Annotated in this window: 12 protein-coding genes; 9 read left to right on the plus strand and 3 right to left on the minus strand. The window is 37.8% G+C overall.

What is annotated here, in order from left to right:
• The first annotated feature begins 89 nt into the window (after nucleotides 1-89).
• From NSS74_RS00995 to murC, 3 genes are all read left to right on the plus strand, one after another.
• Nucleotides 90-4,226, plus strand: a complete 4,137-nt coding sequence (locus tag NSS74_RS00995) for a DNA translocase FtsK (RefSeq protein WP_340813112.1) — start codon at nucleotides 90-92, stop codon at nucleotides 4,224-4,226.
• A gap of 61 nt (nucleotides 4,227-4,287) precedes the next feature.
• A complete protein-coding gene (locus NSS74_RS01000) occupies nucleotides 4,288-5,406 on the plus strand; it encodes a nicotinate phosphoribosyltransferase (RefSeq protein WP_002015597.1) in 1,119 nt (372 codons plus the stop codon).
• Between the two features lie 251 nt (nucleotides 5,407-5,657).
• Nucleotides 5,658-6,968, plus strand: a complete 1,311-nt coding sequence (murC, locus tag NSS74_RS01005; RefSeq protein WP_002015598.1) for a UDP-N-acetylmuramate--L-alanine ligase — start codon at nucleotides 5,658-5,660, stop codon at nucleotides 6,966-6,968.
• A 56-nt stretch (nucleotides 6,969-7,024) separates the two neighbouring features.
• Here the strand turns inward: murC and NSS74_RS01010 are convergent, their stop codons facing one another.
• Both NSS74_RS01010 and NSS74_RS01015 read right to left on the minus strand, forming a co-directional pair.
• Nucleotides 7,025-7,687 carry an HAAS signaling domain-containing protein gene (locus tag NSS74_RS01010; RefSeq protein WP_002143431.1) on the minus strand — a complete coding sequence of 221 codons (663 nt, stop codon included), beginning with the start codon at nucleotides 7,685-7,687 and terminating at the stop codon, nucleotides 7,025-7,027.
• On the minus strand, nucleotides 7,684-8,028 hold the full coding sequence (locus NSS74_RS01015; protein ID WP_002143429.1) for a PadR family transcriptional regulator: 345 nt from the start codon (nucleotides 8,026-8,028) through the stop codon (nucleotides 7,684-7,686). The genes NSS74_RS01010 and NSS74_RS01015 overlap by 4 nt, the downstream gene beginning before the upstream one ends.
• Before the next feature lie 143 nt (nucleotides 8,029-8,171).
• Here NSS74_RS01015 and NSS74_RS01020 point away from each other — a divergent pair, with 143 nt between their 5' ends.
• The 4 genes from NSS74_RS01020 (at nucleotide 8,172) to NSS74_RS01035 (ending at nucleotide 9,869) form a co-directional block, all read left to right on the plus strand.
• Nucleotides 8,172-8,720: a GNAT family N-acetyltransferase gene (locus NSS74_RS01020; protein ID WP_002143428.1), complete on the plus strand. Its 549-nt coding sequence runs from the start codon at nucleotides 8,172-8,174 to the stop codon at nucleotides 8,718-8,720.
• Nucleotides 8,717-9,208: a GNAT family N-acetyltransferase gene (locus tag NSS74_RS01025; RefSeq protein ID WP_340813114.1), complete on the plus strand. Its 492-nt coding sequence runs from the start codon at nucleotides 8,717-8,719 to the stop codon at nucleotides 9,206-9,208. The genes NSS74_RS01020 and NSS74_RS01025 overlap by 4 nt, the downstream gene beginning before the upstream one ends.
• Nucleotides 9,209-9,285: 77 nt before the next feature.
• Nucleotides 9,286-9,690: a PH domain-containing protein gene (locus NSS74_RS01030; protein ID WP_002143426.1), complete on the plus strand. Its 405-nt coding sequence runs from the start codon at nucleotides 9,286-9,288 to the stop codon at nucleotides 9,688-9,690.
• Entirely contained in the window at nucleotides 9,687-9,869 is a 183-nt protein-coding gene (locus tag NSS74_RS01035; protein WP_012261842.1) for a hypothetical protein, read from the plus strand. Before NSS74_RS01030 ends, NSS74_RS01035 begins: the two co-directional genes overlap by 4 nt.
• A gap of 50 nt (nucleotides 9,870-9,919) precedes the next feature.
• Here NSS74_RS01035 and NSS74_RS01040 read toward each other — a convergent pair whose 3' ends face one another.
• A complete protein-coding gene (locus NSS74_RS01040) occupies nucleotides 9,920-11,035 on the minus strand; it encodes an aminopeptidase (protein WP_002143424.1) in 1,116 nt (371 codons plus the stop codon).
• Between the two features lie 187 nt (nucleotides 11,036-11,222).
• Here NSS74_RS01040 and NSS74_RS01045 point away from each other — a divergent pair, with 187 nt between their 5' ends.
• Nucleotides 11,223-11,732 (plus strand): DUF948 domain-containing protein, encoded by a 510-nt coding sequence (locus NSS74_RS01045; protein ID WP_012261840.1) that lies wholly within the window; start codon nucleotides 11,223-11,225, stop codon nucleotides 11,730-11,732.
• Between the two features lie 2 nt (nucleotides 11,733-11,734).
• On the plus strand, nucleotides 11,735-12,061 hold the full coding sequence (ytxJ, locus tag NSS74_RS01050) for a bacillithiol system redox-active protein YtxJ (protein ID WP_002067603.1): 327 nt from the start codon (nucleotides 11,735-11,737) through the stop codon (nucleotides 12,059-12,061).
• Nucleotides 12,062-12,171: the final 110 nt, after the last annotated feature.

Below are 12,171 nucleotides of genomic sequence, written 5' to 3' on the forward strand. Positions count from 1 at the left end.
TAAAACTAATATGCTTAATTTTACCTGCACTTTTTGCCGAATGCTGATACAATAAAGGATGTTACTATTTAGTAGAAAGAGTGGTAAACATGTTAGATTGGATGAAAAAGCTGTTTAACAAAGAGGAAGAAAAAACAGTGATGAATAAAGAAGTACCGGCACAAATTGAAAGTCAGCCGAAAATTCCTCGTGTAAACCACTACACTGAAGCAAGAGAAGCACAAATGGCAAGTCGGAATGCAGGGAAATGTCGTTTTCCATTAATACCAGATAATGGCTTCGATGAGGAGGATGTAAGAGAACTGCCTAACTTTGAAGAACAACCTATTCAAAGAGGAGCATATGAAGAACAGCCTACTCAAAGAGGAATAAAAGTGGAAAGAAGCAGACGACCGTATGTGGAAACAGAAGCACCTACATATGAGGAACCGGAATTGCAATATGAACCGGAACCAGAGCCTGTCGTAAAAAAAGCATTCGTACCGTCGCAAGAAAGTAACCGTAGACCATTTCGTCCAACAGAAATGATTTCTCCGATTTATGGATATAACCGTCCTTCAGTAGAAACGAAGGTTGTGCAGGAGGAAGAAAAGGTAAGAGAAGATCTTGAAATATCTGTTGAAGGAAAAGCTGTTGTTGACGCATGGTTAGAGAAAAAGGGATATACATTATCTGACTTTTCGGGAGTTCTACAAGGAAGTTCATCTGTTAAGAACGGAGTGAACGAACGAAGTAATAAAGTAGAAGAAAAATCGGTTGTGGATACATGGTTAGAGAAAAACGGTTACGAAGTTGAACGTCAAGCCCCTTCATTAGAAGAAAGCCTAAGTGATGATTTGCTTCATAAAACAGTAGGACAGCATGTGGAAGAAGAGGCTACAATTGTACAAGCCTTGAAGCAGGAGCAAGATGTAGTGGCGTTATCATCTACAGAAGATAACGAAGAAACTTTACAAGAAGAGTCAATAGATTCTAAAGTAGAGCATGTGTATTCGATATTAACAGAAGAAAATGAATGTAATACAGAAATAGAAGAAACTGTTGCTGAAGTTGCAGCAAATCAAGTCGAAGAAGAAACATTAGAAGATGTAGTGATTGTAAAAGCAGATGAAAAGCTTGAAGAAACAATTACTATAGAAATACCAGATGCTTTTGAAGAAGCTAAGGAAGCAGAAGAAGTTGTGGAATTAGAAGCAACTGAGGAAGCGATAGAAGAAGTTGTGGAATTAGAGAAATCTGAGGAAGCGATAGAAGAAGTTGTGGAATTAGAGAAATCTGAGGAAGCAGCAGAAGAAGTTGTGGAATTAGAAGCAACTGAGGAAGCGATAGAAGAAGTTGTGGAATTAGAGAAATCTGAGGAAGCAGCAGAAGAAGTTGTGGAATTAGAGAAATCTGAGGAAGCGACAGAAGAAGTTATGGAATTAGAGAAATCTGAGGAAGCGACAGAAGAAGTTGTGGAATTAGAGAAACCTGAGGAAGCGACAGAAGAAGTTGTGGAATTAGAAGAACCTGAGGAAGCGACAGAAGAAGTTGTGGAGTTAGAAGAAGCTAAGGAAGCGACAGAAGAAGTTGTGGAATTAGAGAAATCTGAGGAAGCAGCAGAAGAAGTTGTGGAATTAGAGAAACCTGAGGAAGCGACAGAAGAAGTTGTGGAATTAGAAGAAACTGAGGAAGCGACAGAAGAAGTTGTGGAATTAGAAGAAACTAAGGAAGCAGCAGAAGAAGTTGTGGAATTAGAGAAATCTGAGGAAGTGACAGAAGAAGTTGTGGAATTAGAAGAAACTAAGGAAGCGACAGAAGAAGTTGCAGAATTAGAGGAAGCTGAGGAAGCAGCAGAAGAAGTTGTAGAATTAGAGAAATCTGAGGAAGCGACAGAAGAAGTTGTGGAATTAGAGGAAGCTGAGGAAGCGACAGAAGAAGTTGCGGAGTTAGAGGGTACTAAGGAAGAAGAACCAACTTCTCAAGAAACAGTAATTGAAGAAACGATGAATACAGATTTAGTGGAAAATACACCAGTTGCAGAGCAACCAGTGATTTCTCAACAAGAAACAATTACGTTCAAGGAAGAAAGTGAAGTATTCGTACCAGTTTCAGAAACGGATGAGCAAACAAAGAAAGATGTTCAAAACTTTGCGAACGTTTTAGTTGAAGAAGCGGAAGAAAAGAAGCAAGTTGCTGAAGAACAGCCTGCTTTACAAATAGAAGAACCGAAACGTGAGAAAAAACGTCATGTCCCATTTAATGTTGTCATGTTAAAGCAGGATAGAAAGAAATTAATGGAAAGACATGCGGCAAGAACGAACGTAATGCAATCAACTGTCAGTGAACGAGTGGAAGAAAAGCCAATGCAGCAAGTGGTAGTAGAACCACAAGCAGAAGAAAAGCCAATGCAGCAAGTGGTAGTAGAACCACAAGCAGAAGAAAAGCCAATGCAGCAAGTGGTAGTAGAACCACAAGCAGAAGAAAAGCCAATGCAGCAAGTGGTAGTAGAACCACAAGCAGAAGAAAAGCCAATGCAGCAAATGGTAGTAGACCCGCAAGTGGAAGAAAAATCAGTGCAGCAAGTGGTAGTAGACCCGCAAGTGGAAGAAAGTCCAGTGCAGCAAGTGGTAGTAGAAGCTCAAGTGGAAGAAAAACCGATGCAGCAAGTGGTAGTGGAACCGCAAGTGGAAGAAAAACCGATGCAACAAGTAGTGGTGGCTGGACAAGTACAAGAGTCAATTTCAAGTACGGAAGTACAAGAGAAAGCATATGTTGTAAATCAAAAAGAGAATGATATGCGCAACGTACTACAAGCGCCACCGAAGTATGAACTTCCGCCATTAACGTTGTTGTCAATTCCACAGCAGGCAGCATTAGATAATACGGAGTGGCTAGAAGAACAGGAAGAATTATTAAATACGACATTTAATAATTTCCATGTTGGAGCACATGTTATTAATGTGTCACAAGGGCCGGCGGTAACTCGTTTTGAAGTACAACCAGACCCAGGTGTGAAAGTAAATAAAATTACAAATTTAAGTGATGATATTAAGTTAAGTTTAGCTGCGAAAGATATTCGAATTGAAGCGCCAATTCCAGGGAAGAGTGCAATTGGAATTGAAGTTCCAAACAAGGAAAGTAAGCCAGTATTCCTGCGTGAAATTTTAAGAAGTCCTGTATTTACAAAGAGTGAATCACCGCTTACAGTTGCGCTGGGGCTTGATATTTCCGGTGATCCAATTGTAACGGATATTCGAAAAATGCCACATGGACTTATTGCGGGTGCAACTGGTTCAGGGAAAAGTGTGTGCATTAACGCGATTTTAACGAGCATTTTATATAAAGCGAAGCCGCATGAAGTGAAGTTGATACTAATTGATCCGAAGATGGTTGAGCTTGCACCATACAATTCTGTTCCACATCTTGTAGCACCTGTTATTACTGACGTAAAAGCAGCTACAGCTGCGTTAAAGTGGGCGGTTGAAGAGATGGAACGTCGTTATGAATTGTTTGCTCATGCTGGTGCTCGTGATTTAACTCGTTACAATACGATTGTAAGTGGTAGAGAAATCCCAGGTGAGACATTACCTTATATTGTAATTGTCATTGACGAGTTAGCGGACTTAATGATGGTTGCTCCTGGTGATGTTGAGGAAGCGATTTGTCGTATTGCACAAAAAGCGCGTGCTTGTGGTATTCACTTATTAGTTGCGACGCAGCGTCCATCTGTAGACGTTATTACAGGTTTAATTAAATCAAACATTCCAACGCGTATTGCGTTTACAGTATCATCTCAAGTTGATTCGCGTACGATTATCGATATTGGGGGCGCGGAGAAGTTACTTGGTCGTGGTGATATGCTATTTTTAGGAAACGGCACATCTAAACCAGTTCGTGTACAAGGTGTATACGTATCAGATGATGAGATTGAAAGAACAGTTGATCATGTGAAAAAGCAAATGAAGCCAAACTACTTATTTAAGCAAGAGGATTTATTAGCAAAATCAGAGCAGAGTGAGTCTGAAGATGAACTATTTTTTGATGCATGTCAATTTGTTGTAGAGCAAGGGGGAGCGTCCACATCTTCTGTACAGAGAAAATTCCGCATAGGTTATAATCGCGCGGCACGTCTAATTGAAGAGATGGAGTCGCAAGGGATTATTTCTGAAGGAAGAGGAACGAAACCGAGAGATGTCCTTATTTCTGAGGATGAATTCGCTGCTATGCAGGAAACAAATGTATAGGAAACGGTTTTGCTGTATACTAATAGAAAATGTTGGATAGTAAAGTAGGGAGTAAAGCGACATGAAAGAAATTGAATTAAAATTAAAAGGTGAAATAAATCGACTAACAAATAAAACATTTAAATTTGATGAACGTGTTGGAGAAGGCTGGTTCTCTGCTGTTTACTTTTTAAAAACTAGAGAAATCATTGAAGAATTTCGCCCGAAAAGTGTTGTAACAATGCAGTTTTTTCAAAAAGAACATGCAGTTCTTTGCGGAGCAGATGAGGTAATCGCATTGCTACAAACATTTGCCAAAAATCCTGAGGAATTAGAAATTCATTCTTTAAAGGATGGCGATAATATTAGTCCGTTTGAAACAGTTTTAACAATTCATGGTCCTTATGAATACTTCGGCTTTTTAGAAGGTGTAATTGATGGGATTTTAGCTCGTCGTACATCAGTTGCGACAAACGTATATAACGTTGTCCAAGCTGCACGTAGTGTAGATAAAGAAAAACCGGTTATTTTCATGGGAGATCGTGACGATCATTATACGCAACAAGCTGGTGACGGCTATGCGGCATACATCGGAGGTATGAGCGCGCAAGCGACGCATGCAATGAATGAATGGTGGGGCAGAAGTGGTATGGGGACGATGCCTCATGCTTTAATTCAAATGTTTAATGGTGATGTTGTTGAAGCTGCAAAGGCATATCATAAAAAATTCCCAGAAGATGAATTAGTCGTACTAATTGATTATAACAATGATGTCATTACAGATGCACTTCGCGTAGCGCGTGAATTTGGATCAACATTAAAAGGTGTACGTGTCGATACGTCTCGCACAATGATTGATCAATACTTCATTCGTCACCCAGAAGTACTTGGAACATTCGATCCACGTGGTGTAAATCCATCACTTGTATTTGCACTTCGTAAGGCTCTTGATGAGGAAGGGTTCCAACATGTAGATATCGTTGTAACTGGTGGGTTTGATGAGAAGCGTATTCGTGAATTTGAAGCTCAAAATGTTCCTGTCGATATATACGGAGTAGGAAGTAGCTTATTAAAAATGAATATTGGTTTTACTGGTGATAACGTAGAATTAAATGGAAAACCAGAAGCAAAAGCTGGTCGTAAATACCGTCCAAATTCACGTCTAGAGCGTGTTCAATTAGAAACAAAAGAAGATATGTAAAAGCGAGAAAAACTGATAGGTGATTGACCCTATCAGTTTTTCTGTTATCATAGTATAGCGGCTTGTTTTTTGCTATAATAAATGTGTTATGGACATAAAAGAAGTACGTACGAGTTTATCACTGATAAGTGAATATAAAAAGAAATTCACTGCATCAGAAATGTATGATGATTACCAAAATAAGAAAAGATTCATATACTGTCTTATAGATAGGCCGTTGTATTAGTTCGAAATGTTGGAGGTTCTTTAAGATGACAGTTTACCATTTTGTAGGAATTAAAGGAACAGGAATGAGTTCATTAGCACAAATTCTTCATGACATGAAGCATACTGTTCAAGGGTCTGATTATGAAAAGCGTTTCTTTACACAAACAGCATTGGAAAAGCGTGGTATTTCCATCCTTCCTTTTGATAAGAATAATATTAAAGAAGGACAAGTGATTATCGCAGGAAATGCATTTCCTGATACGCATGAAGAAATCGTAGCAGCAAAAGAATTAAATATCCCAGTACATCGTTACCATCACTTCTTAGGTGATCTTATGAATCAGTACACAAGTGTTGCTGTAACTGGTGCACATGGAAAAACATCAACAACTGGTTTGTTAGCCCATGTAATGCAAGGCGCACACCCAACATCATACCTTATTGGAGATGGAACGGGGCATGGGGTAGAAAATAGTAAGTATTTTGTATTTGAAGCTTGTGAGTATCGTCGTCATTTCTTGTCTTACTATCCAGACTATGCAATCATGACAAATATCGATTTCGATCACCCAGATTACTTTGCAGACATCAATGATGTATTTAATGCATTCCAAGAGATGGCATTGCAAGTGAAAAAAGGTATTATTGCATGTGGTGATGATGAAGAACTTCAAAAAGTTCAAGCGAAAGTACCTGTTATTTTCTATGGATTTGGAGAAGATAATGATTTCCAAGCACGTAACATTCAAAAGAGAACTGATGGTACTATATTCGATGTATTCGTTCGTAATACGTATTATGACACGTTCAAAATTACAGGATACGGCGATCACAGCGTATTAAATGCATTAGCAGTAATCGCGCTTTGCCATTATGAAAACGTTGATGTAGAAGCAGTTAAGCATCAGCTAACAACTTTTGAAGGCGTAAAACGTCGCTTTAATGAAAAGCCAATGGGAGAACAAGTTATCATTGATGACTATGCACACCATCCGACAGAAATTAATGCAACGATTGAAGCAGCACGTCAAAAACATCCAGAGCGTGAAGTTGTCGCTGTATTCCAACCACATACATTCTCACGTACAGAGAAATTTTTAGATGAGTTCGCGGAAAGCTTAAGTAAAGCTGACCAAGTATACTTATGTGATATTTTCGGATCAGCACGTGAAAACAAAGGTGAATTAACAATTGAAGATCTGCAAAAACGTATCGATGGCGCAGAACTAATTACAGATACAACAACGGATGTGTTAAAGAAACATAAAAACGGCGTTCTTATTTTCATGGGCGCAGGTGACATCCAAAAATTCGAAGCAGCTTACGTAAAAGAAGTTCAAGTTGCAGAGAAGTAATAGAAAAGACGCATAGCTTCTTGGCTGTGCGTCTTTTTTTGTTGTGTTCGATACATTTAAAAAGCGTTGATATGTTGGTATTGTTTATTCTTTTTGTATAGTTGTTTTAACAAAACGATATAAATTGAACTAAAAAGTACATATCCAATTAAATAATAGAATGAAAACATATCGAATTGTTTTGTTATTATAATTCGAATCGCGAAAAATGCAAATGGAAGAGCGATTAAAACGCTAGTACTAAATGAAATCACTGTTTTTAAAAATTTTAATTGATTTGTATTCCAATGGTTTTCTCTACAGATGAACCAAATGTTGCTTGCGATAAAGGCTAATAAAAATGGTAAATTAGCTGAAATATTGATAAAACCTAGTGCGATAGGCATTGATAGAGCACCGAGTGGAGCAATTGATAACCCTGTAAAGTATTTAATAAATGTATTTGTAGATTGCTGTGCATCTTGAATAACATCTGTATATTCTACTGTAATTTCCTTTGCTAATTCTTTTGGAGGAAGAAATTCTTCAATCACTTGTGAAGGAATGCTTGCTGATGGTATCCCTTCACTTTCTTTACTTAATGCATTTTCATATAAATCGGATTTGATTTCTAGCACATGTTGTTCTCTTGCTGACGTAGGTAAGTTCATTAAACCTTTATGAAGATCGTGTAAGAAAGAAACAATGAGTTCATTTGAAAAGAATTGTTCCTTGTTCATTTTTTATCCTCTCCTTTAGCTAGTAACATTAGAGCTTGGTATACTGCATCATAATCATGTAAGCGACTATTTAAAATTTCTCTCCCTTCGTCTGTAATGCGATAGTATTTTCTTTTTGGCCCATCACCGGACTCTTCCCAATAGGAAACAGCCCAATTGTTTTTCGTGATTCGATTTAATATAGGGTAAATCGAACCGTTCGGGATATGAAACACAGGGATATCTTGTAAGGCACTTGTAATTTCGTATCCATACATAGGTTGTTTGCTTATTAAAGACAAAATAGCGAGATCAAAAATACCTTTACGTAATTGAATTATAAAATTATCATTTTTTTCCATACTTTAACTATATATGATTCATATCTAGATATCAATCATATATAGTGATTGTTCTTATATAAAACCGAAAAAGTGCGAATGTTTAACTTTTTTTCACCTATAAGTGTTAGAATAATAGGAAAATTAAAAGGGGCTAAAAAAACATGTTCACACTCCGAGTAGATGACGAAATCGAATTACAGTTATTAGAGAAGCATCATAAAGAGGAACTATATCAATTAATAGACCAAAACCGTAATCATTTACGAAGATGGCTTCCTTGGGTAGATGGGACGAAATCTGCTGGTGCGTATGATGAAATTTGTCCGATGTGGTTAAAGAAGTTTGCAGAGGGAGACGGTTTTGAAAGTGGCATACGTTATAAAGGAAAGCTCGTTGGGATGGTAGGCATTCATCCGGTAAGTTGGGGGAAGAAAGCGGCAAGTCTCGGATATTACCTTGCAGAAGATGCTGGTGGGACAGGTATTATGACGCGTAGCGTGAAAGCTGTACTTCACTATGCATTTGAGAATTTAAAATTAAATAAAATAGAAATTAGATGCGGTGTTGAAAACGTGAAAAGCCGAGCTATTCCAGAGCGTTTAGGTTTTAAGTTAGATGGTATTTTAAGAGATGAAGAATGGTTATATGATCATTTTCACGATATCGCTGTATATAGTTTACTAGCTTCAGAGTGGAAGGAGATTCGATGAACGAGAAGTTACGCATTATTCCGTATGAAAGTACGTTTCAAGATGAAGTAGTAGATCTTATCGTTCATATTCAGCGAAAAGAGTACAATGTCCCTATTACGAAAGAAGAGCAGCCGGACTTACTTGAAATAGAAACGTTCTATCAAAGGGACAACGGAAATTTTTGGGTAGCAACTTATGATGGGAAAGTAGTTGGAACGATAGCTTTATTAGATATTGGGAAGCATCAAGTAGCGCTAAGAAAAATGTTCGTGAAGAAAGAGTTCCGCGGAAAAGAATGGGGCGCATCATATACGCTACTTCAAACGGCAATTTCTTGGGCGAAAGAAAAGAACTTGAAAGACATTTATTTAGGAACAACAGTGAAATTTTTAGCAGCGCATCGCTTTTATGAAAAGAATAATTTCCAAAGTGTGAGTATAGACGAGTTGCCAAAAAGTTTTCCAGTGTTACAGGTGGATAAGAAATTCTATAGATATATTGTTTAAGAAGGTCATGTAGAAATGGCCTTTTTTTATGAACTAAAATGGAAAAAGTGGTATAATTTGGGGTAGGGGGTGCGTGTATGAACATTCCGATTCAAAGAAGTAAATCGGTAGTAATTTTCGTTTGTCTCACGTTAGCTTTTATGTTTGTATATCCACTTGTCATGATTCTCACAAATAAAGAGCAGTGGATGTCAGCGTTAATTGGAATGGGTTTATGTTTCCTTGTAAATGTACCACTCGTTTGGGAAGTATTTATTAAAAAGCATAAAGTAGAAAATGGTGTATTAAAGTACGGCATTTTAAATGACGATATCGTATTGAAAGAGATAAGAATCATTCGTCAAGTGGGAAAATCTCTTGAAATTACGACGAATGCATACAAAGTACATATGGTTGCGATGCCGCAAGATATGAATGAATTTTTCGCGCTTATCGAGAAAGAGAACCCAAATGTGAAAATAGCAATGGTAGGTAAGAAATGAAATATGTAAAACCTTTATTCTGTTTAGAAATTTTGTTTGTGCTTGTTGGTTGCACTAGAGTATATATTAAATGGGATCTGCCCTTATATGTACCAATATTAATAGGTACCATCGTAGTTGCGCTTTTATTTTATTTTCATTTCCAGCAAACAAAAAGCGAGGAAAGTAGCTCGATATAGAGTGGAAATAATAACAAAACGCTCGGATACAATTCCGAGCGTTTTTATTATTATTTTAAGTTCTCTGAGTTTAAAGCTTCTAGTTCAGTTACAACGAAGCGTCCGTCTTTACGGATTAGTACGTCGTCGAAGTAAATTTCGCCGCCGCCGTATTCAGGGCGCTGAATGCATACTAAATCCCAGTGAATGTTAGAGTTGTTGCCGTTCCATGCATCATCATAAGCTTGTCCAGGTGTGAAGTGGAAGCTGCCATCGATTTTTTCATCGAATAGAATGTCTCCCATTGGATGTAAGATGTACGGGTTTACGCCGATTGCGAACTCACCAACGTAGCGTGCGCCTTCGTCTGTATCGAAGGTTTTGTTAATGCGCTCTGAATCGTTTGCAGTTGCGTCAACGATTTGGCCATTCTCAAATTTAAGTTGTACATTTTCAAATGTAAAACCGTTGTAAGGAGATGGTGTGTTGTAAGAAACTGTACCGTTAACAGAATCGCGAACTGGTGCAGAATATACTTCACCATCTGGAATGTTTAAATGACCCGAGCATTTAATAGCTGGAATGTCTTTAATAGAGAATGTTAAGTCAGTTCCAGGGCCAGTTAAGCGAACCTTATCTGTTTTATTCATTAATGTCACAAGGCTATCCATCGCCTTATCCATTTTACCGTAGTCTAAGTTACAAACTTCGAAGTAGAAGTCTTCGAAAGCTTCTGTGCTCATTTTAGCAAGCTGCGCCATAGAAGCATTTGGGTAGCGAAGAACGACCCAGCGTGTTTTCGGAACACGGATGTCTCTATGAACTTTTTTGCCAACTGTTTGGCCGTGAACTTTCATACGTTCACTTGGAACGTCAGCTTGTTCGTTAATGTTATCACCAGAGCGAAGGCCAATGTAAGCATCCATATCTTTCATTACACTAGCTTCATATGCAGCGATTTGTTCGAAATGTTCTTCAGTAGCACCCATTAATAAAGAGCGATCTACTTGATGATCTTTTAAAGAAACGAATGGGAAACCACCAGCTGCATATGCTTCTTTTACAAGTGCAGTTACAAGTTCTTTTTGTAAGCCAAAGTTTTCAATTAATACTTTTTCGCCTTTTTGTAAACGAATAGAGTAGTTAATTAAATTGTATGCTAACTTTTCAATGCGTGGATCTTTCATATGTAAAGCCTCCCTACTAATTATGTATCCTCTCCTATTGTAACCTACTTAGTGGAATTTGTTGAATCATTTATGTTAAAGTTAACGAATAAGTATGAAAATTCTAATGAAAAGATAGGGATTAGAATGAAACGGAAAATGATTGTATAATGGGAGAAAGTATGAAAAAGATAAAGGAAGTGATGAAATGCAAGTTCTTCTATATGTAAGTGCGGCTATTATCGCGGTTGCTTTCGCAGTATTAGTAGTGTATGTATGCAGAACGTTGTTATCGGTTCAGAAGACGTTAGAAAACGTTGCGAGCACGTTAGAAGGTTTAGAAAAGCAAATGCAAGGAATAAGCGTAGAGACGGAGCAATTATTACATAAGACAAATGCGTTAGCTGATGATATTCAACAGAAGTCACAGTCGCTAAATAAAGTAGTAGAAGGTGTGGATGGAATCGGAACGACGATCCACTCTTTAAATACGAAGCTTCGCAACGTTTCAGAGTCTGTTACGGACGAAATTGAAAATAATGCAGATAAAGTGGCACAAGTTGTACAGTGGAGCAGCGCAGCAATTGAAGTGTATAATCATTACCGTACTACGAGACAAGAGAAAAAGATTGAAAAAGAAGAGCGTAAACTTGAGAAAGCTGAGCAGAAGGCTGAAAAGAGAGAGAAGCGCTCTAGACTTCGCATGAGAGGTGAGTAATGATGAGTATGATGAAGATTGAAACGATTGAAGAACTTGAAGCGTTAGTAGAAAAGAACGAGCCTTACGTTCTTTTTAAACATAGTACGACATGTCCAATTAGTCACGGGGCATATACAGAGTTTCAAGCGTATTGCGGTGAAGAAAGAGAAGTGCCAGCATATTACTTATACGTACAAGAGGCGAGAGATGTTTCGAACCATGTTGCAGAGCAGTACAGCATTAAGCATGAATCTCCGCAAGTGTTATACATAAAAGATGGAATGGTAGTATGGCATACATCGCACTGGAATATTAAAAAAGAAGCTTTAGAAGAGAATGTAAAATAGGGAGAGGCAAGCGAAGGGCTTGCTTCTTTTTTATTTTGTTGCAATATATTTAGTGGTACACTAGAGATACTTTAAAACTAAGTAAATTGACTTTTGAAAGTGGGTTTTAA

Origin of the sequence: Bacillus sp. FSL E2-8868, assembly GCF_038005505.1 — a bacterium.
Classification (GTDB): Bacteria; Bacillota; Bacilli; order Bacillales; family Bacillaceae_G; genus Bacillus_A; species Bacillus_A mycoides.

What these genes read in the sequence shown, in the direction of transcription:
- NSS74_RS00995 (WP_340813112.1), top strand. Translation starts at nt 90, where the DNA reads ATGTTAGATTGGATGAAAAAGCTGTTTAACAAAGAGGAAGAAAAAACA.
- NSS74_RS01000 (WP_002015597.1), top strand. Translation starts at nt 4,288, where the DNA reads ATGAAAGAAATTGAATTAAAATTAAAAGGTGAAATAAATCGACTAACA.
- murC (WP_002015598.1), top strand. Translation starts at nt 5,658, where the DNA reads ATGACAGTTTACCATTTTGTAGGAATTAAAGGAACAGGAATGAGTTCA.
- NSS74_RS01010 (WP_002143431.1), bottom strand. Translation starts at nt 7,687, where the DNA reads ATGAACAAGGAACAATTCTTTTCAAATGAACTCATTGTTTCTTTCTTA.
- NSS74_RS01015 (WP_002143429.1), bottom strand. Translation starts at nt 8,028, where the DNA reads ATGGAAAAAAATGATAATTTTATAATTCAATTACGTAAAGGTATTTTT.
- NSS74_RS01020 (WP_002143428.1), top strand. Translation starts at nt 8,172, where the DNA reads ATGTTCACACTCCGAGTAGATGACGAAATCGAATTACAGTTATTAGAG.
- NSS74_RS01025 (WP_340813114.1), top strand. Translation starts at nt 8,717, where the DNA reads ATGAACGAGAAGTTACGCATTATTCCGTATGAAAGTACGTTTCAAGAT.
- NSS74_RS01030 (WP_002143426.1), top strand. Translation starts at nt 9,286, where the DNA reads ATGAACATTCCGATTCAAAGAAGTAAATCGGTAGTAATTTTCGTTTGT.
- NSS74_RS01035 (WP_012261842.1), top strand. Translation starts at nt 9,687, where the DNA reads ATGAAATATGTAAAACCTTTATTCTGTTTAGAAATTTTGTTTGTGCTT.
- NSS74_RS01040 (WP_002143424.1), bottom strand. Translation starts at nt 11,035, where the DNA reads ATGAAAGATCCACGCATTGAAAAGTTAGCATACAATTTAATTAACTAC.
- NSS74_RS01045 (WP_012261840.1), top strand. Translation starts at nt 11,223, where the DNA reads ATGCAAGTTCTTCTATATGTAAGTGCGGCTATTATCGCGGTTGCTTTC.
- ytxJ (WP_002067603.1), top strand. Translation starts at nt 11,735, where the DNA reads ATGAGTATGATGAAGATTGAAACGATTGAAGAACTTGAAGCGTTAGTA.